This is a genomic window from Paenibacillus sp. VT-400 (assembly GCF_001029205.1).
Taxonomy (GTDB): domain Bacteria; phylum Bacillota; class Bacilli; order Paenibacillales; family Paenibacillaceae; genus Paenibacillus; species Paenibacillus amylolyticus.
This window is the reverse complement of record NZ_LELF01000067.1, coordinates 3769721-3796038: the sequence shown is the minus strand read 5'-3', so window position 1 is coordinate 3796038 and position 26318 is coordinate 3769721. Positions and strand designations below refer to the sequence as shown.

General features: G+C 46.7%; 20 protein-coding genes. All 20 read left to right on the top strand.

Annotation, left to right across the window (positions count from 1 at the left end):
* Positions 1 to 50 precede the first annotated feature (50 nt).
* The 20 genes from EL84_RS27380 to EL84_RS27285 all read left to right on the top strand — a co-directional run bounded on the left by EL84_RS27380 (position 51) and on the right by EL84_RS27285 (position 26106).
* Positions 51 to 1748 (top strand): peptide ABC transporter substrate-binding protein, encoded by a 1698-nt coding sequence (locus EL84_RS27380; RefSeq protein WP_047843758.1) that lies wholly within the window; start codon positions 51 to 53, stop codon positions 1746 to 1748.
* A 189-nt stretch (positions 1749 to 1937) separates the two neighbouring features.
* On the top strand, positions 1938 to 2870 hold the full coding sequence (locus EL84_RS27375; RefSeq protein ID WP_036614893.1) for an ABC transporter permease: 933 nt from the start codon (positions 1938 to 1940) through the stop codon (positions 2868 to 2870).
* Between the two features lie 47 nt (positions 2871 to 2917).
* The gene (locus EL84_RS27370) at positions 2918 to 3799 is read left to right on the top strand and encodes an ABC transporter permease (protein WP_370511422.1); all 882 of its coding nucleotides are present in this window, start codon (positions 2918 to 2920) and stop codon (positions 3797 to 3799) included.
* 17 nt (positions 3800 to 3816) lie between these two features.
* The gene (locus EL84_RS32865) at positions 3817 to 5586 is read left to right on the top strand and encodes an ABC transporter ATP-binding protein (RefSeq protein WP_036614890.1); all 1770 of its coding nucleotides are present in this window, start codon (positions 3817 to 3819) and stop codon (positions 5584 to 5586) included.
* Positions 5587 to 5743: 157 nt separating this feature from the next.
* Positions 5744 to 7375, top strand: a complete 1632-nt coding sequence (gene bshC, locus EL84_RS27360; RefSeq protein ID WP_047843756.1) for a bacillithiol biosynthesis cysteine-adding enzyme BshC — start codon at positions 5744 to 5746, stop codon at positions 7373 to 7375.
* A gap of 44 nt (positions 7376 to 7419) precedes the next feature.
* On the top strand, positions 7420 to 8685 hold the full coding sequence (locus EL84_RS27355; RefSeq protein WP_047843755.1) for an adenosylhomocysteinase: 1266 nt from the start codon (positions 7420 to 7422) through the stop codon (positions 8683 to 8685).
* A gap of 274 nt (positions 8686 to 8959) precedes the next feature.
* A complete protein-coding gene (mraZ, locus tag EL84_RS27350; RefSeq protein ID WP_017687291.1) occupies positions 8960 to 9397 on the top strand; it encodes a division/cell wall cluster transcriptional repressor MraZ in 438 nt (145 codons plus the stop codon).
* Positions 9398 to 9415: 18 nt separating this feature from the next.
* Complete coding sequence (gene rsmH, locus EL84_RS27345) at positions 9416 to 10366, top strand: 16S rRNA (cytosine(1402)-N(4))-methyltransferase RsmH (protein WP_036614882.1); 951 nt, start codon at positions 9416 to 9418, stop codon at positions 10364 to 10366.
* Positions 10367 to 10393: 27 nt separating this feature from the next.
* Positions 10394 to 10822: a hypothetical protein gene (locus tag EL84_RS27340; protein WP_047843754.1), complete on the top strand. Its 429-nt coding sequence runs from the start codon at positions 10394 to 10396 to the stop codon at positions 10820 to 10822.
* 12 nt (positions 10823 to 10834) lie between these two features.
* Positions 10835 to 13168: a penicillin-binding transpeptidase domain-containing protein gene (locus EL84_RS27335; RefSeq protein WP_047843753.1), complete on the top strand. Its 2334-nt coding sequence runs from the start codon at positions 10835 to 10837 to the stop codon at positions 13166 to 13168.
* Positions 13169 to 13262: 94 nt separating this feature from the next.
* A complete protein-coding gene (locus tag EL84_RS27330) occupies positions 13263 to 15215 on the top strand; it encodes a stage V sporulation protein D (protein ID WP_047843752.1) in 1953 nt (650 codons plus the stop codon).
* Between the two features lie 140 nt (positions 15216 to 15355).
* Positions 15356 to 16843, top strand: a complete 1488-nt coding sequence (locus EL84_RS27325; protein WP_036614878.1) for a UDP-N-acetylmuramoyl-L-alanyl-D-glutamate--2,6-diaminopimelate ligase — start codon at positions 15356 to 15358, stop codon at positions 16841 to 16843.
* Positions 16843 to 18255: a UDP-N-acetylmuramoyl-tripeptide--D-alanyl-D-alanine ligase gene (locus EL84_RS27320; protein ID WP_047844438.1), complete on the top strand. Its 1413-nt coding sequence runs from the start codon at positions 16843 to 16845 to the stop codon at positions 18253 to 18255. The genes EL84_RS27325 and EL84_RS27320 overlap by 1 nt, the downstream gene beginning before the upstream one ends.
* Positions 18256 to 18267: 12 nt before the next feature.
* Complete coding sequence (mraY, locus tag EL84_RS27315) at positions 18268 to 19236, top strand: phospho-N-acetylmuramoyl-pentapeptide-transferase (RefSeq protein ID WP_047843751.1); 969 nt, start codon at positions 18268 to 18270, stop codon at positions 19234 to 19236.
* 3 nt (positions 19237 to 19239) lie between these two features.
* Positions 19240 to 20661, top strand: a complete 1422-nt coding sequence (gene murD / locus EL84_RS27310) for a UDP-N-acetylmuramoyl-L-alanine--D-glutamate ligase (protein ID WP_047843750.1) — start codon at positions 19240 to 19242, stop codon at positions 20659 to 20661.
* 48 nt (positions 20662 to 20709) lie between these two features.
* Positions 20710 to 21807 carry a stage V sporulation protein E gene (gene spoVE, locus EL84_RS27305; RefSeq protein WP_047843749.1) on the top strand — a complete coding sequence of 366 codons (1098 nt, stop codon included), beginning with the start codon at positions 20710 to 20712 and terminating at the stop codon, positions 21805 to 21807.
* A gap of 7 nt (positions 21808 to 21814) precedes the next feature.
* Complete coding sequence (gene murG / locus EL84_RS27300; protein WP_036674835.1) at positions 21815 to 22924, top strand: undecaprenyldiphospho-muramoylpentapeptide beta-N-acetylglucosaminyltransferase; 1110 nt, start codon at positions 21815 to 21817, stop codon at positions 22922 to 22924.
* Positions 22925 to 23073: 149 nt separating this feature from the next.
* Entirely contained in the window at positions 23074 to 23979 is a 906-nt protein-coding gene (gene murB / locus EL84_RS27295; protein WP_047843748.1) for a UDP-N-acetylmuramate dehydrogenase, read from the top strand.
* Between the two features lie 17 nt (positions 23980 to 23996).
* On the top strand, positions 23997 to 25280 hold the full coding sequence (gene murA / locus EL84_RS27290) for a UDP-N-acetylglucosamine 1-carboxyvinyltransferase (protein WP_036614867.1): 1284 nt from the start codon (positions 23997 to 23999) through the stop codon (positions 25278 to 25280).
* Positions 25281 to 25338: 58 nt separating this feature from the next.
* On the top strand, positions 25339 to 26106 hold the full coding sequence (locus EL84_RS27285) for a cell division protein FtsQ/DivIB (protein ID WP_047843747.1): 768 nt from the start codon (positions 25339 to 25341) through the stop codon (positions 26104 to 26106).
* The last annotated feature ends 212 nt before the right edge of the window (positions 26107 to 26318 follow it).

The following is a 26318-nucleotide window of genomic DNA, read 5'->3' as shown; positions in this document are numbered from 1 at the left end:
GTATAATCTATAAACATATAAACCATATCAATTTAGGGGGAACGTGTTAGATGAAAAGGAAAAGTCTATTAGTCCTTTTGACGCTGATTTTGGCGTTCGGTACCGTACTTGCAGCGTGCGGATCGAAAAACGAAGGCACAGGTAACACCGATACTGGTTCTGCAAACGAAGGAAATGGTCTTGCAAAAGATCAAATTCTGAAAATCAACCTGTCAGCTGAACCTCCTACGTTGGACCCGGCTCAAGCAAAAGACAGCCAAACCAACACAGTTCTGAAATTCTTGTACGAAGGTCTTGTACGCATCGATGCTGATGGTAAAGAACAAGCGGGCGTAGCTAAAGACTGGACAATTTCCGAAGATGGTTTGAAATATGTTTTCAACCTGAACCCGGATGCTAAATGGAGCAACGGTGATGCAATCACTGCCGAAGACTTTGTTCGTTCTTGGGAACGTGCTTTGAAACCGGAAACAGCTTCTCCATATGCATACCAATTGTACTATATTAAAGGCGCTGAAGGTTACAACCTCAGCAAAGATGAAACATACAAAGGTACTAAAGTCACAGATTTCTCACAAGTAGGCGTTAAAGCTACTGATGAGCACACATTGGAAGTAACGTTGGAAAACCCAACACCTTACTTCTTGGGTCTGACAGCATTCTACACGTACTACCCAGTACATGCATCTGCTGACACCAATGACAAATTCTTCACAGACTACAAAAACATGATCGTTAACGGACCATTTGTAATGGATCAATACTCTAAAGGTCAAAAAATTGTTGTGAAGAAAAACGATGGTTACCATGCAGCTGCCGATATTAAATTGGCTCAAATCGATATGTCTCTGACAAACAGCAGTGCTTCCGAACTGCAAGCTTACAAATCAGGACAATTGGACTACACTGGTGCACCTAACGGTGAAATTCCATCCGACCAAATTCCTTCTGTAAAAGCGGAATTGCCGGACGAGTTCAAAGCTACTGGTATTGCAAGTACGTACTACTATCAGTTCAACGTAAACGAAGCACCATTTAATAACGTAAAAATCCGTAAAGCATTTGCAATGGCAATTCAGCGTCAACTGATTGTTGACAAAGTTACACAAGGTGGACAAATTCCAGCATTCGGCTTTGTACCTCCAGGTATCCGTGGTGAAAACGGCGAATTCCGTGATGAGCACAAAGACGACTACTTCACAGAAAATGTTGAAGAAGCTAAAGCATTGCTTGCTGAAGGTATGAAAGAAGAAGGTTACACAACATTGCCAGCTGTTACGTTGATCTACAACACTAGTGATGGTCACGCGAAAATCGCTTTGGCGGTTGCTGACATGTGGAAACAAAATCTTGGTGTTGATGTAAAAACAGAAAACCAAGAGTGGGGCGTATTCCTTGAGAACCGTCAAAACCAAAACTTCCAAGTAGCTCGTGCAGGTTGGTCTGCTGACTACAACGATCCATACAACTTCTTGGAAATGTGGACTACTGGAAACACAAACAATGATTCCAAATTCAGCAACGAACAGTATGACAAAGATGTTAAAGAAACTGTAAAATCTGCTGATCCAGCTGCACGTATGGCTGCATTTGCTGACGCTGAGAAAATCCTGATTCAAGATGAAATGGGCGTTATGCCAATCTATTATTACACTAACGTATCTTTGACTAAGCCTTACCTGAAAGGTGTACAACTTGATTTCAGTGGAGCTATTGACTACACTCGTGCATATCTGGAAGAGAAATAAGTTGTTCTGAAGTCTAATATGAATACTTCGGGATATATATGTGGAATTCCATATATATCCCGATTTTTTGTATGTGCACCGATTTTCCTTATAATTCTTGAAATTTCCGATAAATGGATTGGACTTTATTTCTGTCTAATTCTACAATCGATTTGTATACAAAATATTGTTTGTGGAGGTGTGCAAGGGTTGGTTAAGTATGTGTTGAAAAAACTATTATTTATGCTGCTATCGCTTTTCATACTCGCATCTGCAACCTTCTTCCTGATGAAGGCTATTCCGGGTGACCCTTTTACATCTGAGAAAAAAGTATCGCCTGAAATTCGGGTCTTGCTGGAACAGAAGTATGGATTGGACAAACCGATGTATGAACAATACCTGAAGTATATGGGTGGAATCATTAAGGGAGATTTCGGAGTCTCAATGAAATATCTCAATCGAGATGTAGCCGGAATGATCGGCGAAACATTCACCGCTTCGCTGAAGCTTGGAGTGTTTGCAATTGTTATCTCCATTATCGTTGGTGTTCTGCTGGGCCTTATTGCTGCAGTTTACCATCGTAAACTCATTGATGATATCACGATGATCCTGGCTGTCATTGGGATAGCTGTTCCGAGCTTCTTGCTTGCGTCACTATTGCAGTATCTCTTTGCTACTAAATTAGGCTGGTTTAACGTTATGGGCTTTGATGGTCCATTGGATTATGTTCTTCCGGTTGCAGCGCTATCTGCATCTCCGATTGCTTTTATCGCTCGTTTGACGCGTTCGAGCATGCTTGAAGTCTTACATGCAGATTATATCAAAACAGCTAAAGCCAAAGGTCTGAAATGGCCTGCAATTATGTTTAAACACGTTGTAAGAAACGGTATTCTACCAGTAGTAACTTATGTTGGTCCAATGACAGCGAATATCATCACAGGTTCCGTTGTAATTGAACAGATCTTTAACATCGGGGGAATTGGTAAAGTATTCGTAGAGAGTATCACAAACCGTGATTACACTATGATCATGGGGATCACGATTTTCTATGGTATCCTCCTGATGTTGGCTCGTTTCTTTACGGATATCGCTTACGTGCTGATTGATCCTAGAATTAAGCTGGAAAGCCGGAAGGGGGCATAACGTTGTCTGGCACGAATAATAAAAAGAATGAAACGGCGAACACGAACCTGACTAGTCAGGCAGCGGTTAAACCGCAAGAAAGTGTATCCCTTTTTAAAGATGCCATGTACAGACTTGCAACCAATAAGGCTGCAATGATCAGTCTGAGCGTGTTAGTTCTTGTCGTGATTTTCTCTTTGATTGGTCCAACTTCTTTGTTTACAAGTTATAATTATTATTCCAATGATTTGTTGAATGCCAATGCAGCACCGAGTGCGGAGCACTGGTTCGGCACGGACGAGCTTGGTCGCGACGTGTGGGTAAGAACTTGGGTAGGAGCACGTGTATCCCTTACTGTAGGTTTGGCCGCAGCCTTGATTGACCTTGTTATCGGGGTTATTTATGGAGCGATCATGGGTTTCTACGGTGGACGTGTAGATGGAATTATGAACAAGTTTTCCGAAATTCTCTACTCCTTGCCGTACATGCTTGTTGTAATTTTGTTGCTGGTTGTACTGGAACCAAGTCTGACAACGATTATCATTGCCCTCACCATCACAGGCTGGATCAGCATGTCATGGATTGTGCGTGGTGAAATTATGCAACTCAAAAACAGAGACTTTATTCTTGCTGCAAGGTCCATGGGAGCAAGCACAGGGCGTCAATTGTTCCGTCATTTGTTGCCCAATGCAATAGGACCGATTCTTGTAACATTGACGTTGTCCATTCCAAATGCAATCTTTGCTGAAGCGTTCCTTAGCTTCCTTGGATTGGGTGTATCAGCACCAAGATCTTCACTTGGTTCTATGATCAATGATGCACTTACAGGCTGGACGCTATTCCCGTGGCGGATGTGGTTCCCAGCAGGTCTGATGGTTCTTACAATGCTTGCATTTAACTTGCTCGGAGACGGTCTGCGTGACGCACTCGATCCGAAATTACGTAAATAGAAACAGGAGGTGGGATTATGGAGCCGATTTTAACTGTCAAAGACCTGAGTGTGTCGTTCTCAACACGTTCTGGTGAATTTGATGCCGTTAAACATGTGAGTTTTGAACTTGGCAAAGGAGAGACGCTGGGGATCGTAGGTGAATCGGGTAGTGGTAAGAGTGTTACCGCCCAAACCATCATGAAATTGATTCCCTCCCCGCCTTCGAAGGTCAAAAGCGGAGAAATTACTTTTCACGGGCAAGACCTGCTGAATAAGACAGACAAACAAATGGAAGCGATTCGTGGTAAAGATATCGGTATGATCTTCCAAGATCCAATGACTTCATTGAATCCTACCATTAAAATTGGTAAACAAATTACTGAAGTATTGCGCAAGCATCAAAACATGTCCAAACAAGCGGCGAATAAAGCGGCTTTGGAGATGCTGGAACTTGTAGGTATTAAAAATGCGGCTATTCGCATGAATCATTATCCTCACCAATTCTCTGGTGGTATGCGTCAGCGTGCCATGATTGCGATCGCGCTTGCATGTCGTCCATCCCTTCTGATTGCGGATGAGCCGACAACTGCACTTGACGTTACAATTCAGGCTCAAATTCTGGATGTCATGAAAGATATGCAGCAAAAGCTGGGAACATCGATCATGCTGATTACGCATGACCTTGGTGTCGTAGCGGGTATGTGTGACCGTGTTGTTGTTATGAAGGAAGGCGAAGTTGTTGAAACAGGAACAACTGCAGAAATCTTTAGTAATCCTCAACATCCATACACCATTAAATTGCTGAATGCCTTGCCACGTCTGGACGAGCCCAAAAAGGAAAAACCAGCTCCGGCTGGTATTATCAAAGGCAGCAATAAGCCTCTGGTACAAGTGAAAAACTTGAAACAGTACTTTAATTTGGGTAAAGGTAACATTCTCAAAGCGGTCAATGACGTAAGCTTTGATATCTTTGAAGGTGAAACACTTGGCGTTGTAGGCGAGTCTGGCTGTGGTAAATCCACAACAGGTCGTACCATTCTGCGTCTTTATGAGCCAACTGGCGGAAATGTTAACTTCAACGGAACGGATATCTACAAGTTGTCCCCGCGCAAAATGAAAGAAATGCGTAAAGATATGCAGATGATCTTCCAAGATCCATATGCATCTCTTAACCCGCGTTTCAATGTTATGGATATTATCGGGGAGTCACTCGATATTCATGGTCTGGCTTCCAGCTCTAAAGAGCGCAAGAGACGAGTGGAGGAACTGCTTGATCTGGTAGGTTTGAATCCAAGTCATGCACTTCGTTATCCACATGAATTCTCCGGTGGTCAAAGACAACGGATCGGGATTGCGCGTGCGCTTGCTGTAGACCCTAAATTCATCATCTGTGATGAGCCATTGTCTGCACTGGATGTATCCATTCAGGCGCAGGTCGTTAAATTGCTTGAAGAACTTCAGCAACGTCTCGGCTTGACATACCTGTTTATTGCGCATGACTTGTCAATGGTTAAACATATCAGTGACCGTGTAGCTGTAATGTACATGGGTAAAGTGGTTGAGCTCGCAGAAAGTGAAGAACTATATGCGAACCCTGTCCACCCTTACACCAAAACATTGCTTTCCGCGATCCCTGTACCTGATCCGGAAGTGGAAGCGAACAAACGTCGCATCTTGCTGCCAGAAGAGCATATGAGCCCGATTCAGAACGGATCTGGCGGTCCTGCAAATGATCCGTACAACCTGGAAAATTCTCAATTGATTGAGGTTTCCAAAGGTCACTGGGTTGCAGAACCTTACGTATAATAGGAATATTAAAGCGATATGCTATTATTGATGTATTAAATGCCGCCGACTCGTTCGGCGGTTTTTTTCGTATTTTAATTACTTTCTTTTGACGAAGCGGCCCTGAATTCGGTACAATCAAGAAAGGCTCTTTGAAGCAGAATAGGAGGCAGACCTCATGAACGGTATTACCGAGGCACTCCGCAGCGGATCAAGACTTGCAGAAGATTATATCTGTTCAAGAGATGCTGCGCGTGGCCTTTACGAGTATGACATTCGCTGGGAATCAGGACTTCAGGCGCGTGCCGAGTGGCTGGACCAATCGGAAAACACACGTATTGATCGTCGTGATCTGGCAGAGTATTTACGTATATATAATAAGCGGGTGAACGACCATGGAGAGGTTCATGCGTCCATCACACGTCTTGCAGAACAAGATGCACTAGTGGTTACAGGAGGACAGCAGAGCGGTCTGCTCACCGGACCACTGTTCGTCATATACAAAGCCGCCAGCGTAGTGGCAGCTGCGCGTGAAGCGGAAGAAAGACTTCAACGCCCGGTAGTCCCAGTATTTTGGATTGCCGGTGAAGACCATGACTGGGATGAGGTTAACCACACATATCTACCTGATCGTCAGGGAGACATGAAGAAGGTTAAGTTACAAGGACGATTCGCAGGAAGGGATTCTGTGAGTAATGTTCATGTGGATACGCAGCAGTGGATGAATGTACTCGAACAGGTGGAACATCTTTTACCTGATACGATACATAAACCAGGACTGATGAAATGCATCACAGAGATCCATCAATCCAGTTCAAATCTGAGTGATGCATTTGCCCGCATGATATCTGCCTTGTTTGCCAGTAGTGGACTTGTTCTAATGGATGCATCGGATCCAGATTTACGCAGGTTGGAACAGCCCGTGTTTGAGCGGTTGATACGAAAAAATGAAGTGCTGCGCAGCGCATACACACAAGGTGCTTCGCTGGTACAACAAGCTGGTTATGCTATGCCTGCCGAAGTAGCGGAGGATGGAGCCAATCTGTTCTACATTCATGAAGGGACGCGTCTACTCTTGTTGTTGAAGGACGGTTTATATAGTGATCGCAAAGGTTTGGTTTCTTTCACAGAGGAACGTCTGCTTCAGGAACTGGGAGAACATCCGGAGCGCTTCAGTAACAACGTATTGACACGACCATTAATGCAAGATTCCGTGTTGCCTGTAGCCGCTGTTATTTTGGGGCAAGGTGAAATTGCATATTGGGGTTTGACTCGGGAAGCATTCCGTCAGTTCGGCCTGCAAATGCCCATTTTGTTGCCGCGGTTATCTTTCACCATTATGGAAGATATTCATCACAAACATATGAAACAATATGGACTTTCTTTTCAGGATGTTCAATATCATATGGAAGAAAAGAAGGAGCAGTGGCTCGCACAGCAGGAGACGTTCCAGGTAGATGAACAGTTTGACAAGGTTCAGGAGGCGTTTCTTGATCTGTATGGACCGTTGCTAGATGAGATCGCGGAGATTCATCCGGGGCTGGAACGAATTGGCGATACCAATTTGAGTAAAATCAACGAGCAAATGCAGTATCTGAAACAGCAGACTCACAAAGCTATCGAAGATAAACACAATGTGAGTCTAAGGCACTGGAACGGCATTCAGAACTCCTTATTCCCAACGGGCAAACCACAGGAACGAGTACATAATGCACTCTTTTACCTGAATCGTTATGGCACCGAGTGGATCGATGAACTGATTAAGGCCTCAAGTGAATTCCTTGGTGAGCACAAGGTTATTACACTATAGAGCCCTTTATAATAGAAGAAACACATAAACGAGGAGGACGTGAAATGACTACACCTGCATTGCAAAACAGTATTGTTAAAGATATGGGACTCGCTTCAGAGGGTCACCTGAAAATTGATTGGGTAGAAGCGCATATGCCGGTACTGAACCGCATTCGTCGCCAGTTCGAACAGGATCTGCCCTTCAAAGGTTTGAAGGTTGCCATTTGTCTTCATCTGGAAGCGAAAACAGCTTACTTGGCAAAAGTGATCCAAGCGGGTGGTGCAGAAGTAACCATTACGCATAGCAATCCATTGTCTACACAAGATGATGTTTGCGCAGCATTGGTGGAAGACGGCGTTACGGTTTATGCGAAGTACAATCCGGAGCCTGCGGAATTCAAATCACTGCAACTGCGTGCGCTTGAGGTGAAGCCTGATCTCATTATTGATGATGGTGGAGACTTTGCAACCATTATTGCATCCGAGCGCCCTGACCTCGCAGCAACAATTCGCGGAGGAGCAGAAGAAACGACAACGGGTATTATCCGTTTGAAAGCATTGGCGAAAGAAGGCCAATTGAAGTTTCCGATGGTTGCGGTTAATGACGCATACTGCAAGTATCTGTTTGACAATCGCTACGGTACTGGACAATCTGCATTCGACGGGATTATTCGTACAACTAACTTGGTTATCGCTGGTAAAAACGTAGTGGTAGCAGGTTATGGCTGGTGTGGTAAAGGTGTAGCGATGCGCGCCAAAGGTCTTGGTGCGAATGTGATCGTAACCGAGATCGATCCAATCAAAGCGGTAGAAGCACACATGGACGGGTTCCGGGTCATGACGATGGTGGAAGCCGCCAAATTGGGCGATTTCTTTATTGCAGTTACAGGCAATAAAGATGTTATCACAGGGGAGCATTACGATGTGATGAAGGATGGAGCGATCCTGAGTAATGCGGGTCACTTTGATGTTGAAGTGAATAAACCTGAACTGGCTAAACGTTCCGAATCGATTCGCACAGTTCGTCGCAACATTGAGGAATATCGTTTCAAAGACGGTCGTAAAATGTACCTTCTTGCAGAAGGTCGTCTTGTGAACCTGGGTGCAGCAGATGGTCACCCTGCCGAAATCATGGATACAACGTTTGCTCTGCAGGCGCTTGGTCTGCGTTATGTAAGTGAGAATTATGAAAACTTGGGTAAAAACGTTGTTAATGTACCTTATGATATTGACCAACAGGTTGCCAGCTATAAACTTGAAAGCCTGAATATTGGCATCGACTCCTTGTCAGCTGAGCAAGAGAAATACCTGGATAGCTGGAAATTTTAAGCACTATCCAATAATTACAAGCTGATGAAATGATTCAATAGGTATAGAATGGTTTATTGATGATATGGCTCATGTGCGGGTAGACATACGATTGCCCGTTTAAGGGAAGCGTCTTTGATCCTGAGTTACAGGATCAAGGACGTTTTTTTTATGCTGAAAAATTAAAAAATCAAGTCATGCAAGAAGGGTTTTGATTTTTTTGTGCGAATCTATTATGCTTAGGTGGTGGAAAGTGGGGCAAAGTGGGAGAAACGGGTGAGGAGTGAGTGGGCCAATGTTTATGGGGGAGTTCCAACATAGCATTGATGATAAGGGTCGGGTTATCATTCCGGCTAAATTCCGCGAATCTCTGGGACCGTCTTTCGTTGTCACACGGGGTTTGGACCAGTGTCTTTTCGTGTACCCCATGGAGGAGTGGGGGGTCATGGAACAGAAGCTCAAAGCACTGCCATTGATGAAATCTGATGCACGTGCGTTTACCCGGTTTTTTTTCTCGGGTGCAACCGAATGTGAACTGGACAAACAGGGCAGGGTAAATCTGCCGGGCAATTTAAGAGAGTATGCCAAGCTGGACAAGGATTGTGTTGTTCTTGGCGTGTCGAACCGGGTGGAGATTTGGAGCAAAGGCATATGGGAGAGTTATTTCAATCAATCCGAAGAAGCATTCAACGACATTGCCGAAAAGCTGGTCGATTTTAATTTTGATTTATAAAGTCAGGAGGGGTGCAGGTTGTTTCACCACATAACCGTACTCAAAGAAGAGGCAACAGAGGGATTAAACATCAAGCAGGACGGTATATACGTGGACTGCACTTTAGGCGGTGGCGGACATAGCTCCGTGATTGCTTCCAAGCTCGGTCCAGGGGGACGTCTGATCGCACTTGATCAGGATGATTGGGCTTTGGATAATGCTCGCGAGAAGCTCGCAGCTTATGGAGAACGTGTAACATTGGTGAAAACCAATTTTCGAGATCTGGAACAGGTACTCAAGGATTTGGATGTGCCAATGAAGGATGGTGCACCACAGGTCGACGGTATTTTGTACGACTTGGGTGTGTCATCTCCGCAATTTGATGAAGGAGAACGTGGATTCAGTTACAATCACGATGCTCCGCTCGATATGCGAATGGACCAGGATGCAATGCTGACGGCCAAAGAGATTGTGAATGAGTGGCCAGAAGAAGAGATTGCTCGAATTTTGTATCGCTATGGTGAAGAGAAGTTTTCGAGAAGAATTGCCCGTGTTATCGTCGGAAAACGAGCGCAGTCTACCATTGAGACGACAGGTGAACTCGTGGAACTGATCAAGGAAGGCATCCCGGCGGCAGCTCGACGTACTGGCGGACATCCTGCCAAACGCAGCTTCCAGGCATTACGCATTGCCGTCAACGATGAGTTGGGTGCGTTTGAAGAAGGCTTGCATCAGGCTGTTCGTTGTCTGGCACCAGGAGGACGTGTATCTGTTATTACCTTCCACTCCCTTGAGGATCGGATATGTAAACAGATTTTCAGCAGTTATCTGGAAAAATGTACATGTCCACCCGATTTTCCGTTGTGTGTATGCGGCGGCAAGGGGACCCTGCGTTTAGTTAACAGAAAACCGTTGATTCCAACGGAAACGGAATTGACCGAAAATTCACGTGCTCGTTCAGCCAAGCTGCGCGTAGCCGAGAAATTGTAGATCAAGAGTGGAGGAGAGAATCGGAGTATGGCATATACACGTGGTAATCTCGCTGTAAAAGAAAAAGCGTCCCAGGAACGTGTGACCCAGCAACGATACAAAGAAACCACCAAAGTGGTGACCCGTCGTACGGGTCTTCCGGCACGCGAGAAGATTTTGTATCTGATTACCCTGGTTGCAGTTATCCTTGTTGGAGGAGCCTTGATGTCTCGTTATGCTCATATCTATGATCTGAACAAGCAGGCGCAGTCCACTATTTCGGATATTAAGGGGTATGAAAAGACGATTGCAGACCTGCAGGTGGAAAAAGAATCATTGAACAACCAGGTCATCGAAAATGCAAAACAACTTGGTTACGTTGAAGCTTCCGGTAAGGATGTCATTTATGTACCTCGCTCAACAAGTACGAAATCAACTGGCACTGAGTCGTCCTCGAATACAGCAAGCAGTAAGTAAAGAGGTGTTCCGATGATAAAAAGAATAAAGATGCGCACGTTGCTTATAGGGGGATGTATTACCCTCTTTTTTCTTGTACTCGTAACCCGAATCTTTTTCATTCAAGTTGTGAATGGCGGTAAATGGCAGGAACGGGCGGCTATTCTGATAGAGCGGGAGCAGACGATTAAGGCTGCACGTGGAACGATTACGGATCGAAATGGAAACATTTTGGCTACTGACGCTCCAGCGTATACGGTTTCCGTTAATCCCCTCTTGATCGATGAACTCGGCATACAGGATGTTGTTACGGAGAAGCTCTCTGCCCTCCTAGGGAAAAATGAGAGTGAGATGCGTACTCTAGTCACAGCGAAGAATAAAGATGGTGATTTTTTTCAACAACGTGAAGTACGCAGTGAAGGTTATAAAATAAGTCCTGAACTTGCGGCACAAGTCAACGAGTTGCGTGAAGAACTGCAAGATGAATATAAGGCGCGTAATGCAATTGTGATGGCTCAGGAGTCGAAGCGTTTTTACCCTGAAGAAACCCTTGCTTCTCACCTCTTGGGATATATGAGCCGTGATGGGAAAGCTGTCAATGGACTTGAAGTCTCATATGATGAAGCGCTGACAGGTACAGACGGATATCTGAATTATCAGAAGGATGCCAAAGGCATTAAACTTCCGGATTCACAGGATAACTATCTGCCACCTCAGAACGGTAAGAACCTTACGCTGACCATCGATGATACGATCCAGTTCTACATTGAGGATGCAATGAAAGAAGCCGTTGCCAAGTATAATCCACTGAGCATGACGGTCATTGCCGCAGACCCAAACACGATGGAGATTCTAGGGATGGCGAACTGGCCAACCTTTAACCCGAATACGTATGGGAGTACACCTGATCAAAAGAATTTTATTAACCATGCTACGCAATCCATCTATGAGCCAGGTAGTACATTCAAAATAGTTACGCTAGCAGGGGCTGTTGAAGAAAAACTCTTTGATCCCAATGCAAGTTTTGAATCCAAACGCATGTATATCGGTGGTTTCCCGATAAGTGATAATGGTCATTCCTATGGTTGGATCTCGTATCTCGAAGGTGTCAAACGGTCAAGTAATATTGCTTTTGTTAACTTGGGTTACAACATGCTTGGCGGCGAACGTCTGCGTCATTACATAGACGAATTCGGTTTCGGCAAAAAGACGGGTATTGATCTGCCAAATGAAGCAGCGTCCCCGATCAAGCCACTGGTTTACAAATCCGAGATTGCTACTGCTGCTTACGGTCACGGTCTTGTACAGGTAACACCAATTCAACAGGTCGCAGCCATCTCTGCGATTGCCAACGGCGGCAAATTGCTGGAGCCACATCTGGTGAAGGAGATCAAGAACCCGAATGATGGAACAACGGAAGTCATCAAACCTAAAGTTGTCCGTCAGGTGATTTCCAAGGAATCTTCCAAACTGGTGAGCGGTTATCTGGAACAAGTGGTTGCAGATCAGACGATTGGTACCGGTCGTAACGCCTATATTGAAGGTTACCGTGTAGCTGGTAAGACAGGTACAGCAAGAAAGGTTGTTAACGGAGCATACAGCAAGTCGAAAGACGTTGTATCGTTTATTGGATTCGCGCCCGTGAATAATCCGAAGATTGCTATACTTGTTGTCATTGACCAACCGGATGGAACCAACATTGGGGGAGGAACCGCAGCTGCGCCGGTGTTCAAAAAGATTGTCAGCCAGACTCTTCAATACATGGGAATACCCAAAGATACAGCCAAAACTCCTGACAAAAAGTCAAAAGAAGTCTCTGTCGTGCAAGCCAAGGCGCCTGACTTAAGTGGCAAGACAGCCAAACAGGCCAGAAGCCATCTTCTAAGCGCAGGTATTGCTTATGTGACTCTTGGTCAAGGTGATAATGTAATTCGGCAGTATCCAGTTGCTGGCGCTTCTATGAATCCAGGCCAACGAATCTATCTGCTAACGGAAGAAAGCAGCAAGATGAAGATTCCCGATCTAACAGGTGAATCTCTCCGTGATGCCCTTGAAGTACTTTCTCTCATGAAGGTGGGGGTTACGGTCAAGGGTGAGGGTTATGTCGTGAAGCAAACCGAGCAGGTCGCAGGTGAGCAGAGAACTGTGCAGTTGAACTTGCAAACTGCCAAAGCTGCAGTGACAGGTATAGCCGATGAGGCTCCAATCTCTTCTGATCCGTCGTCAGAAGCTGAAGTGAAGGAACAAGATGCTTCGGCCGGAGAAGCTAAAACCGACGGAACAGACGAAACAGATAACAACAAGGCTCCTGCCAATGAATCCGAATCCTCTGACGATCCAGCCACAAACGGAGCTTCGCTTCCTTAGAGAGCTCTGACAGCTTGTTCTAACCCCCGGTTGTCCTGAATATTCATGAATGGAACGAATGTCATGATTTTGGGACGAGTGGGGGGATCTTTTCGTGAAGGGATCAAGCGTAAATCTGCGGCGCAGGTTGCTATGGAGTTTAATGATTTTAGTTTTGTTATTTTCGGCCCTGATGATCAGGCTTGCTTATGTACAGCTCGGGGAAGGCCCTGAATTGTCAGCAAAAGCAGAAGAATCCTGGCGGCGTAATATTCCTTACTCAGCCAAGCGAGGGGAGATCCTGGATCGAAATGGAACCTCTCTGGCCTATAATGTGACAACACCAACCATTATGGCCATTCCGGCTCAGGTTAAAGAAGCTGAAACGACGGCTAAAGCGCTGGCCCCATTGCTTGGGATGACGGAAGAAAAATTGCTCGCAACCATCAAGAAACGAGAACTCATTGTACGACTACAACCCGGCGGCCGCAAAATTACGATGGAGAAAGCTCAGCGCATCCGTGATTTGAAGCTTCCGGGTATCGTTGTTGCTGAGGACAATAAACGTTTTTATCCTTATGATGATTTGGCTGCCCATATTCTTGGTTTTACGGGCATTGATAATCAGGGCTTAACGGGTGTCGAGAAGAAATATGATGATAAGCTGAATGGTTTGAATGGCAGTGTGTCCTACTTGTCCGATGCGGCCGGAAGGCTAATGCCGGGCTCATCCGAGAAGTATGTGGAACCGAAGGACGGCCTTAACCTCAAGCTGACCATTGATAAATCCATTCAGTCCATCATGGAGAGAGAACTGGATCAGGCCATGGTGAAGTTCCAGGCGAACTCAGCATTGGCCATAGCGATGAATCCGAAAACGGGTGAAATTTTGGGGATGTCCAGCAGACCGGGATACGAACCTGCCGATTATCAGCAATATCCCGCGGAGATATACAATCGCAATTTACCGATCTGGATGACCTACGAGCCGGGCTCCACATTTAAGATTATTACCTTGGCAGCAGCGCTTGAAGAGAAAAAGGTCAATCTGCAACAGGATCAATTTTTTGATCCCGGATATGTTGAGGTGGGTGGAGCCCGTCTGCGTTGCTGGAAAAAGGGCGGCCACGGAAGTCAGACCTTTTTGCAAGTGGTGGAGAACTCATGTAACCCGGGCTTTGTGGCTTTGGGGCAGAGGCTGGGCAAAGAATCGTTGTTCTCCTATATTAAAGACTTTGGTTTCGGTACCAAGACAGGGATCGACCTTAGCGGAGAAGCCAGTGGAATTCTGTTCAAACTGTCCAGAGTGGGACCTGTCGAGCTTGCAACGACGGCTTTTGGTCAAGGTGTATCCGTAACGCCCATTCAGCAAGTAGCAGCTGTGTCAGCGGCCATCAATGGGGGGAAACTTTACAAGCCTTATGTTACGAAAGCGTGGGTCCATCCGGTCACAGGAGAAGTCATGGAAGAAGCCAAGCCGGAACTGGTTCGTCAGGTGATCTCGGAGAATACATCCAAACAAGTACGTGAAGCACTCGAGAGTGTTGTTGCAAAAGGTACCGGGCGTCCGGCATTCATTGATGGGTACCGGGTCGGTGGTAAAACAGGTACAGCCCAGAAGGTCATCAACGGACGTTATTCCTCAACCGAGCATATCGTATCCTTTATCGGATTTGCACCGGCAGATGATCCACAGATTGTAGTCTATACCGCAGTGGATAATCCCAAAGGAATACAGTTCGGAGGTGTAGTTGCCGCCCCGATTGTACAGAACATCCTTGAAGATGCGCTGCATTACATGAATGTTCCTGTTCGGAAGGATCAGGTCGCCAAAGAATACAAGTATGGTGAAACCAAAATCGTGACAGTCCCAGACCTGACAGGAGCTACTGTTGAAGATCTGTACGAAGACCTGAACATGAATTTTATGCTGGCGAAGTCTGGCAGTGGTAAATACGTGATTAATCAGGCACCCAAACCAGGGGCGAGGGTAGATCAGGGATCAACCATCCGCATTTATATGGGGAATGTACTGAACGATGCACATGATCACACAAAGGATGAATAACGGGGCTTAGGGGTAGTTTGAGGCTTCTAGCGCAACAAAATTCATCCAAGTGCGTTTCATTATTGGGTTGTATTGACGATATTAATAAATACAGACATATGTTAAAACAGAAGTATAATTGGAAAAGTGAGGTTATTCATGTGCTTTTAAAACAATTTGCATCGATGCTGACCACCGCCCGCCTCGTGGGCGAATCAAATACAGAATGCCAAAACCTTCAGACAGATTCCCGGCAGGTAAAACCGGGTGATCTGTTTATCTGTCTTCCGGGACATACGGTAGATGGTCATGATTATGCAGAAAAAGCTGTAAATGCCGGTGCAGTTGCATTGGTGGTTGAACGGCAGCTGGATCTGCCTGTACCACAATTGCTGGTGAAGGACAGCCGATTTGCGATGGCTGTTCTGGCAGATTTCTTTTTTGACTCGCCAAGCCAGAAAATGAATATGATTGGTGTAACGGGAACGAACGGAAAAACAACGACCACCTATTTGATTGAAAAAATCATGAGTGATTACGGACGCAAGACGGGATTGATCGGTACTATTCAAATGCGGTATGACGGTCGCACCTACCCGATGTCAGGAACAACACCAGAGGCGCTTGATCTGCAGCGTAGTCTGCATGATATGGTTCAGAAGGGTACGGACTGCTGTGTTATGGAAGTTTCTTCTCACGCATTGGAACAAGGGCGAGTAAAGGGAACAAATTTCCGTACTGCGGTATTCACTAACCTGACGCAAGATCATCTGGACTACCACCATTCCATGGAGGAATATCGCGGGGCCAAAGGATTGTTCTTTGCACGTCTGGGTAACGGTTATACGGAAGATGTTACACAGCGTAAATATGCTGTCATCAATGCAGATGATCCGGCTGCGGCTTATTTCATCTCTGTGACTGCGGCTGAAGTGATTACATATGGCATGGGTGAAAAGGCGGATGTACGCGCATCCCAAATCTCAATCACGTCTCAGGGAACTTCTTTCCATGTGGATACATTTGCAGGTAGCACAGATATTCGCTTGCGCATGGTAGGCAAATTCAATGTGTACAATGCAATGGCAGCAATATCTGCAGCGCTGGTGGAAGGTATTCCGCTGGAAGAGATCAAGCGCAGTCTGGAGACGGTTCCGGGCGTGGATGGACGTGTTGAAGGAGTGGACGAAGGACAGCCATTTGCTGTTATTGTCGATTATGCCCATACACCGGATGGACTGGAGAATGTGTTGCGTACGGTGAAAGAATTTGCCGAAGGGCGTGTAATCTGCGTGTTTGGCTGTGGTGGTGACAGGGACCGTACAAAACGCCCTCTCATGGGGAAAATTGCTGCGAATTATAGTGATTTTGTACTGGTTACTTCCGATAATCCACGGACAGAAGATCCGGATCTCATTCTCAAAGACATTGAACAGGGCCTGATTGAAGAATCCGTTCCTGCTGAACGTTATACGATGATTGTGGATCGACGCCAGGCCATTCATGAAGCTATTGAAATGGCAAGCCCAGCCGATGTAGTATTGATTGCGGGTAAGGGTCACGAGACCTATCAGATTATCGGCACAACCAAAACCGATTTTGATGACCGAATCATAGCCAAAGAAGCGATAAGGGGCAAATCCAATTGATAAAAAGAACATTGGCACAATTGGCCGAGATGTGTGGAGGAACATTAAGTGACGTTGCTGCTCATGGCAATGTAATGGTCGAAGGGGTGTTTACCGATTCGCGTAAACCTCTGGAAGGCAGTTTATTTATCCCGCTAGTGGGTGAAAGGTTTGACGGACACGAATTTGTGCAAGCCTGTCTGGAGAAGGGGGCTGCAGGCGCGATCTGGCAAAAGGATCATGGTATTCCGCCACAAGGAGCTGTCATTGTTGTTGACGACACACTTGTCGCACTGCAAGCACTCGCATCTGCTTATCTAACGGAGAATAAAGCGGCTGTAGTCGGCATTACAGGCAGCAACGGCAAGACAACAACAAAGGACATCGTGGATGCCATTCTCTCAACGACGTTCAAAGTGCATAAGACGCAAGGCAACTTCAATAATCACATTGGTTTACCGCTGACTGTACTAAGCATGGACCCGGATACCGAGATTATCATTTTGGAGATGGGTATGAGTGGGCGCGGGGAAATTAACGATTTGTCGGTTATTGCGCAGCCTGATGTAGCGGTCATTACCAATATTGGTGAATCACATCTGCTTCAGCTGGGGTCCAGACTGGAGATTGCCAGAGCCAAAGCCGAGATTGCCGCGGGATTGAAGCCTGGCGGGTTACTGATCTACAACGGAGACGAGCCTTTAATTGCACAAGTCCTTGAAGAACCCGCAACGAAACAACCCGATGGATTGCAGCGGTTTACATTTGGTCTGCAAACTGATAATGATGACTATCCTACCGGACTTATGAATGCGCAGAACGGGGTAGTTTTCACTACCAAACAGTCTGGAGAACATGCTTTTACGCTACCTCTGCTAGGAACGCATAATGTCGTTAACTGTCTGGCTGCTTTGGCAGTAGCCCGTCATTTTAAAGTGACGACGGAGCAGATTGCCGCGGGATTGTCTCGCTTGAAACTGACAGGCATGCGTATTGAGGTTACGCAAGGCGTTAGTGGTCTAACCCTGCTGAATGATGCATACAATGCAAGTCCAACCTCCATGAAGGCCGCAATCGATGTACTAGAAGGTCTGAAAGGATACCGCATGAAAGTGGCTGTGCTTGGTGATATGCTTGAACTCGGTCCCCAAGAGCAGGATCTGCATTACGGAATCGGAGAGTATATCACATCGGCCAAAATGGACATGGTGCTGGTATATGGTCCGCTATCAGCCAAGATTGCTGAAGGAGCAAGCAAGCATATGCCTACAGAGGCTGTGCATGCTTTTATAGATAAAGAAGAAATGACCCGTTATCTACTGGAGAAACTACATCCCAGAGACGTTGTCTTGTTCAAAGCCTCAAGAGGCATGAAGCTGGAGGACGTGGTCGAAGCACTACAAATAGCACCATTACAGAATCGAGTAGACTAGAGGGGTGAACCCATGGATTTTCAGGTATTACTGTTAACAATCGGCGTTTCATTTATTTTGGCGGTGATTGCCGCACCGCTCCTGATTCCGCTGTTACGCCGGATGAAATTCGGACAGCAAGTTAGGGAAGATGGGCCTCAGAGCCATTTGAAAAAAAGCGGAACACCTACAATGGGTGGAGTCGTCATTTTAGTTGCGTTCACATTGGCCTTTTTGAAATTTTCGGCAGTCAAGAATACAGACTTTTATGTCTTGCTCGTGGCTACGCTGGGATTCGGGCTCATTGGCTTCCTGGATGATTACATCAAAATTGTATTCAAACGTTCGCTGGGACTGACGGCCAGACAAAAAATGCTGGGCCAATTGTTCTTCAGTGCAGTGATGTGTTTCTTGCTGATCCAGAATGGACACAGCACAGCCATCTCTATTCCGGGAACGTCATTCTCGTTTGACTGGACCGGATGGTTCTATTATCCTTTTGTCGTATTCATGATGCTTGCCATTACCAATGCGGTTAACTTTACCGACGGTCTGGATGGTTTGCTGTCAGGGGTAAGTGCGATTGCCTTTGGTGCGTTTGCCATTGTGGCGATGCAAGCCACGTCGATGCCGGCAGCAGTGTGTGCAGCAGCGATGATCGGAGCCGTACTCGGTTTTCTGGTATACAATGCACATCCGGCCAAAGTGTTTATGGGAGACACCGGTTCTCTCGGGATTGGCGGTGCGATTGGTGCGGTAGCCATTGTAACCAAAACAGAGCTTCTATTTGTCATCATTGGCGGTATTTTTGTTATCGAGATCCTGTCTGTCATTATTCAAGTGGTATCTTTCAAGACTCGTGGCAAGCGTGTATTCAAAATGAGCCCCATTCACCATCACTTTGAATTAAGTGGTTGGTCAGAATGGCGGGTTGTTATTACCTTTTGGGCGGTAGGCGCAATTTTGGCCGCTCTTGGACTTTATCTCAACAAGGGGTTGTAGATCATGAACCATCCTGAATCATATCGCGGACAACAAGTAGTCGTGCTCGGATTGGCCAAAAGCGGCGTACAGGTCGCCAAGGTGCTGGATCGCGCCGGAGCGAAGGTTACAGTAAATGATAAAAAAGAGAGAGATCAATGTCCCGAAGCTTCCGAATTGGAGGCTTTGGGAATTTCTGTTGTATGCGGAGGGCATCCGGATGATCTGATTCACAGTGGTGTGAAGCTGGTTGTCAAAAACCCGGGTATCCCATACCATGCTGCTCCTGTGCAGCAAGCTTTGGCATTGGGCATTGAAGTGTTGACCGAAGTAGAGGTTGCTTATCATCTATGTGCTGCACCCATGATCGGGATTACGGGCTCCAACGGCAAAACAACAACCACCACTTGGGTGGGTAAAATGTTGGAGCATGCCGGCCTCAAGCCGATCGTTGCCGGTAATATCGGAACACCTCTCTGTGAAGCGGCAGAGCAAGCTTCTCCAGATAACTGGATGGTTGTTGAGCTTAGCAGTTTCCAGCTCAAAGGAACGGTTGATTTCCGTCCCCGGATTGCCAGCTTGCTTAACGTTGCTGAGACACATCTGGATTATCACGGGAACATGGATGATTATGTGGCTTCCAAAGCCAAACTATTCGCCAATCAGCAGCCTGACGACGTAGCCATCCTGAATTGGGATGATGCGGTATGTCGTGGTCTGGTTCCTTACATCAAAGGCAGATTGATCCCCTTCTCCGTGACAGAGAAATTGGATACAGGTGTGTATGCAGATCCTCCTTATGTGGATGGAGAAGAGGATGATGTGAAGCGTCAGGTAATTTACGCAGATGAAAACGGAGATCACCACATCATTATCGACGTTGAGGACATTGGCCTTCCTGGGCGATTTAATGTGGAGAATGCACTGGCTGCTGTGGCTATTGCCGTAGCGGCAGGAGCTGATCCTGCGTTGCTGGCTGCTCCACTTGCAGACTTCAAGGGAGTTGAACACCGACTTGAGTATGTCCTGGAGTATAACGGCTCTGCATACTACAACAACTCCAAAGCGACCAATTCGAAAGCTACGGTTATGGCCCTGAATTCGTTCAAGGAACCGGTTGTATTAATTGCTGGAGGGTTGGATCGTGGGTCAGACATGATGGAGTTGTTACCCTTGTTCCAGGAACGGGTAAAAGCTGTCGTTGCAATTGGAGAGACACGGACAAAAATTGCCAAGGTCGCGGAACTTGCCGGATTAAAGCAAATTAAGGTCGTCGATAATGAGGAGGACGCTGCCCGGACGTTGACCGTTGCTGTGCAGGAAGCATCGAAGCTTGCCACTGCTGGAGATGTCGTTTTGTTATCCCCGGCATGTGCAAGTTGGGACATGTTTGCTTCCTATGAAGAGCGGGGACGCATTTTTAAAGAGGCGGCGCATAACTTGTAAGTAGGGGGGTGGAAAAGCCCCTACTTCCATGCAAGGGGTGGCCTCCTGATGAAACAGACGCGACCGGCACCAGATATTTGGTTGCTGATTTGTATTTTGGCATTGCTTGCCATCGGCATTATTATGGTATATAGTGCGGGCTCGGTGCTTGCCTTTCATGACTATGGCGATTCATTTTATTTTGTAAAAAGACAGGCCCTGTTTGCGGTGCTTGGGCTTGTGGCCATGTTCGTAACTGCTAATGTAGACTACCGGGTGTGGAGGAAATATGCCAAGCCTATATTGATTGCCTGTTTTATAATGCTCATTGCGGTGCTCATTCCTGGAATCGGTGTGGTTCGCGGTGGTGCACGAAGTTGGCTGGGCATTGGTTCGTTTGGTATTCAGCCCTCAGAATTCATGAAGCTGGGCATGATTCTGTTTCTCGCTCACTGGCTGAGCAAGGAACCGGGTAAAATCAAAACCTTCACAACGGGGCTTCTGCCACCGCTGGGATTGATCGGTTTGGCTTTTGGGATTATTATGCTGCAACCTGATTTGGGGACTGGCACCGTGATGATGGGCGCAGCGATGCTTATTATTTTCACAGCCGGAGCGCGAATGAAACATCTAAGCTTGCTTGCTCTTGGCGGCGTAGCCGGGTTTGCAGCTTTGATTGCAGCAGCACCCTATCGGCTGCAGCGTATCACAGCGTTTTTGGACCCGTGGTCCGATCCGCTGGGTGCCGGATATCAGATCATTCAATCCTTATACGCGATTGGTCCTGGAGGACTGGCGGGATTGGGACTGGGTATGAGCCGGCAGAAGTACAGTTATGTACCTGAACCGCAAACGGACTTTATTTTTAGTATTTTGGCCGAAGAACTCGGCTTTATAGGTGGAATGATTGTATTATTGTTGTTTTTGGTGCTGGTGTGGAGAGGGATGCGTGTAGCCATGACCGTTCCGGATGCCTTCGGCAGTCTGCTTGGTGTTGGTATCGTAGGTATGGTCGCCGTACAGGTCATTATTAACATTGGTGTTGTCATTGGCATGATGCCTGTTACGGGCATTACATTGCCTCTGATCAGTTACGGCGGGTCATCATTGACCCTCATGCTCACAGCACTGGGCATTTTAGTGAATTTATCCCGTTATGCGAGGTGACTATGCGATGCGAGTCGTTCTAAGCGGTGGCGGTACGGGTGGACATATCTATCCGGCCGTTGCCATAGCAAGACAATGCGAGGCGGAGAATCCGGACTCGACATTTCTATACATCGGAGGAACCAGAGGGCTGGAAAGTAAGCTGGTTCCCCAAGAAAATATTCCTTTTAAATCCATTGATATTACGGGCTTTCGACGGAAATTGTCCATCGAAAACCTGAAGACGGTCATGCGTTTCATTCAAGGAGTACGCAAGTCCAAAAAAATGCTGAAGGAATTCAAACCGGATGTTGTGATTGGTACAGGTGGATATGTGTGTGGACCTGTGGTATATGCAGCAACAAAACTGGGGATTCCGAGTATAATTCATGAACAGAACGCCATCCCTGGTCTGACGAACAAATTTTTGATGCGTTATGTGGACACGGTTGCCGTTAGCTTTGAAGGTTCTGAAAAATCGTTTTCCGGCGCAAAAAAGGTGATCTACACTGGTAATCCGCGAGCGACTACGGTAGCCCAAGCTAGCCGTGATCGTGGTTTTGCCACGTTAGGTGTACCGATGAACAGCCGTGTTGTTCTTGTGGTTGGTGGCAGTCGCGGGGCAAAAGCAATCAATCAGGCCATGGTGGACATGGCTCCAATGCTGGAACAACTGGACGATGTACATGTCGTTTACGTGACAGGCGATACCTATTTTGATGAAACGCGTGAAGCCATTCGCAGCTCATTGGGTACGATGCCAAACCACCTGCATGTCCTGCCTTACGTGCATAATATGCCTGAGGTGCTTGCCTGCACATCCTTGATTGTAAACCGCGCAGGTGCATCATTCCTTGCGGAGATTACATCACTGGGTATTCCTTCGATCCTGATTCCGTCACCTAACGTGACTAATAATCATCAGGAAGCCAATGCACGCACGCTTGAAGGTGGAGGCGCATCACTCACGATGCTGGAGAAGGATCTTACAGGCAAAGTCCTGTATGAAGCCATCGCCAAGATTATGAATGATGAATCGGGACGCAAACGAATGGCTGAAGCCTCTAGGAAACTGGGGAAACCCGATGCAGCTGAAGTGCTTGTTCATGAAATTCAGCGTCTTGCTGCACGCCGATAAAGTGTGATTGTGGGCGATTGTCACACACAAGACGGGGCTGACATAAGATACCGTATAAATCGTGACCATCGTTCCATGGCGCCAGAACACGGTCTGTAACAACAGAACATACCGTGCTCATCGGTTTTGAAGCGAAGGAGGAAGCAAACATGCATCAGTGGATATCGTTACTATCCCAGAATAATGTTGGCAGAGTTCTTGAAAACGAATCGCTAGCCAAATACACCACATGGAAGATCGGCGGTCCTGCGGATGCACTGGTCATTCCCGAGAATAAAGAGCAGATGATGAATCTCGTTCAATTGCTTCACACGTATCAGATTCCGTGGATGCAGCTTGGACGGGGCTCAAACATGCTGGTGTCAGACAAAGGAATACGTGGTGTTGTGGTGAAACCAGGCGAGGGCTTTGATTATGCCGAATTTCACGAAGGCGGTGTAACCGCCGGAGCGGCGCATTCTTTTGTTAAACTCAGCGTGGTTGCTGCCAAAAAGGAATGGACCGGTCTGGAATTCGGCAGCGGTATCCCCGGCACTGTCGGTGGAGCCGTATACATGAATGCAGGCGCGCATGGATCGGATGTGTCACGGATATTCAAATTCGCTGAGATTGTACTGGAGACAGGGGAATTGGTACGTTACAGCAAGGAGGACATGGATTTTGCCTATCGCCACTCTGTTCTGCATGATCGGAGAGGCATCGTGCTGGAAGCTACGTTTGAACTCCAGCATGGAGAGCGCAACGTCATTTCGGAAACGATGGCGGCTTACAAAGATCGCCGACGCCGCACACAGCCACTGCAGATGGCATGTGCAGGTAGTGTATTCCGAAATCCACCGGGTGATCATGCGGCCCGTCTGATTGAAGCAGCAGGGCTGAAAGGAATGACCCAGGGAGGCGCACAGGTATCCAACATGCATGCCAATTTCATTGTTAATACAGGCCAAGCAACAGCAGAGGACGTTATCACCCTAATGCAGCAGATACAGAGCACTATATCATCTCAAAACGGTATTAACCTGGTACCGGAAGTCTTCGTAGTGGGTGAGCGGTAAACCCCGGAGGTGATACATTGGACAAATTGGTGATTGAAGGCGGGAAACCCCTCTCAGGATCCATACGCATCCATGGAGCAAAAAATGCCGCTTTACCGATTATGGCCGCAAGTTTGTTGGCAGATGGAGAAGTTACACTGCATAACGTTCCACACTTGCTGGACATTGAAGTGATGCTGTATATCCTGGAACGGCTTGGATGCACGTGTCGGCATGAACAGGGAACAGTGACGATTAATACCTCGTCTATCCGGTCATATGATGTGCCAGAAGATCTAATGAAGCAGATGCGCTCTTCCATTTTTTTGATGGGACCATTGCTGGCTAAGTTTGGGCAAGTGTCAGTGTATCAGCCAGGAGGCTGTGCCATTGGAGAACGCAAAATTGATCTTCACCTCCGGGGCCTGGAAGCGCTCGGAGCTTTGATTGAAGAGCAGGACCAACAGATTATCTGTCATGGGCACAATCTGGTGGGTACAGATATTCATTTGGATTTCCCAAGTGTGGGAGCGACGGAGAATATCATGATGGCAGCCGTTATGGCTAAAGGGACGACAACCATCTGCAACGCCGCAAGAGAACCTGAAATCCAGGACCTGCAACACTTTTTGAATGCTATGGGTGCAAGCATTATTGGTGCAGGAACGGATACAATCACGATCAATGGCGTTGAGAAACTGAAACCTTGTTCCTATGAGATTATACCGGATCGAATCGTTGCTGGAACCGTGATGATTGCAGCAGCAGCAACACGAGGCAATGTTACGCTTACACACTGCAATCCTGCTCATCTTACTTCACTTATACATGTATTGAAGCGCACTGGTGTTCAAATCACAGTCTGCAATGATATAATGACGGTGAGCTGTATGAGCCGTCCCAAATCAGTAGACCGTATTGTGACTTCTCCGTATCCTTCGTTTCCGACAGATTTGCAATCGCAAATCATGGTGCTGCTCAGTCTGGCAGACGGATTCAGTGTGATGAAGGAAACGGTATTCGAGGGCCGGTTTAAACATGTGGATGAACTGAATGTGATGGGGGCTGATATTTCAGTCGATCTGAACGCAGCATTTATCCGTGGTGTTCCCCGTCTGTACGGGGCTACAGTAGAAGCAACCGATCTTCGTGCAGGTGCAGCTCTGGTCATTGCTGGTCTGGCTGCTCAAGGCAAAACGGTTGTAGAGCAAGTGCATCATATTGACCGGGGCTACGATCAGATCGAGAAGTTATTCCAAAGTCTTGGAGCATCGGTTGAGCGACAGTCGCCCGTTTCGAAACAGTTGGATTTTGCCAATTAACGTCCTTGGCGTCCCCTTCTTGAAGGGAGGGGACCTGAGGCTTTGTGGAGCGCTACTTATGCCTAAAAGTCAAATTCCGGTTCTGAAGAAGAATCGGCCAAAAGGAAACACAAGCCGCAAAATTGTAATTATTCTCTTATTATTATTTATTGTATTGCTGGCTGTATTATTCTTTCGTTCTTCCATGAGTCGGATTTCGGCAATTGAAATTACGGGTAATGTATATACAGCAACTTCAGAACTGCTGGAGAAAAGCGGACTGAAAGAAGGCGAACAATTTTTTGGGACAAGTACTGCCGAGGTTATTGAGCTTCTCAAGACTATCAAGGCGATTTCCACCGTTACCGTGGACAAAAAGTTTCCGGGGATTATCCATATCAAAGTTCAGGAATATGCCACGGTTGCTTATGAGCTTGGTTCTGACGGTACGCTAAAAGCGATATTAGCCAGTGGGACAAGCTTGACGGTTCCGGCAACAATTGGTGTTGCTGTGGAGAAGCCCATATTGACCCAATGGAAGGCTGATGATCCACTCAAAGCCAAACTGAGCCAGACACTGGCTAAAATTCCGAATGAATTAACGACGGATATTTCAGAAATTATTCCAAATCCAACGCCTTCATTTCCGGATCAGATTCGGATGTATACCAAATCGCAGTTTGAAGTGATTACAACCGTCTCTCTTTTATCGGATAAAGTGGAGTATCTGAATCAGGTGATTGAGACCGAACGGCCTGGGAAAATCACCATGCTTGAGGCAGATACCTATGTCCCTTTCATCCCGGATGACCCGGAAGATGATGCTGAACCAGGAGCAAGCCCCTGATCTTTGCCATCATGAGGCTGGACTGAATATGAAAGCCTAGGCAGGTCGGGGTTTGACCCCGTCAGAGCAATGAAACTTGTTCTTTCTGAGATGAAGAAAAAATGATACACTTGAACTTATGGCACATGAGTTGCCTCCTTCTTTTTTCTTCAATGTTTTATGTCTGGCAACCAGATTTTGACACCCAAAAACATTGTAGAAAAAAGAGGGAA

What these genes read in the sequence shown, in the direction of transcription:
- EL84_RS32865 (WP_036614890.1), top strand. Translation starts at nt 3,817, where the DNA reads ATGGAGCCGATTTTAACTGTCAAAGACCTGAGTGTGTCGTTCTCAACA.
- murB (WP_047843748.1), top strand. Translation starts at nt 23,074, where the DNA reads ATGCATCAGTGGATATCGTTACTATCCCAGAATAATGTTGGCAGAGTT.
- mraZ (WP_017687291.1), top strand. Translation starts at nt 8,960, where the DNA reads ATGTTTATGGGGGAGTTCCAACATAGCATTGATGATAAGGGTCGGGTT.
- bshC (WP_047843756.1), top strand. Translation starts at nt 5,744, where the DNA reads ATGAACGGTATTACCGAGGCACTCCGCAGCGGATCAAGACTTGCAGAA.
- mraY (WP_047843751.1), top strand. Translation starts at nt 18,268, where the DNA reads ATGGATTTTCAGGTATTACTGTTAACAATCGGCGTTTCATTTATTTTG.
- EL84_RS27335 (WP_047843753.1), top strand. Translation starts at nt 10,835, where the DNA reads ATGATAAAAAGAATAAAGATGCGCACGTTGCTTATAGGGGGATGTATT.
- murD (WP_047843750.1), top strand. Translation starts at nt 19,240, where the DNA reads ATGAACCATCCTGAATCATATCGCGGACAACAAGTAGTCGTGCTCGGA.
- EL84_RS27355 (WP_047843755.1), top strand. Translation starts at nt 7,420, where the DNA reads ATGACTACACCTGCATTGCAAAACAGTATTGTTAAAGATATGGGACTC.
- spoVE (WP_047843749.1), top strand. Translation starts at nt 20,710, where the DNA reads ATGAAACAGACGCGACCGGCACCAGATATTTGGTTGCTGATTTGTATT.
- EL84_RS27380 (WP_047843758.1), top strand. Translation starts at nt 51, where the DNA reads ATGAAAAGGAAAAGTCTATTAGTCCTTTTGACGCTGATTTTGGCGTTC.
- EL84_RS27285 (WP_047843747.1), top strand. Translation starts at nt 25,339, where the DNA reads ATGCCTAAAAGTCAAATTCCGGTTCTGAAGAAGAATCGGCCAAAAGGA.
- EL84_RS27340 (WP_047843754.1), top strand. Translation starts at nt 10,394, where the DNA reads ATGGCATATACACGTGGTAATCTCGCTGTAAAAGAAAAAGCGTCCCAG.
- murG (WP_036674835.1), top strand. Translation starts at nt 21,815, where the DNA reads ATGCGAGTCGTTCTAAGCGGTGGCGGTACGGGTGGACATATCTATCCG.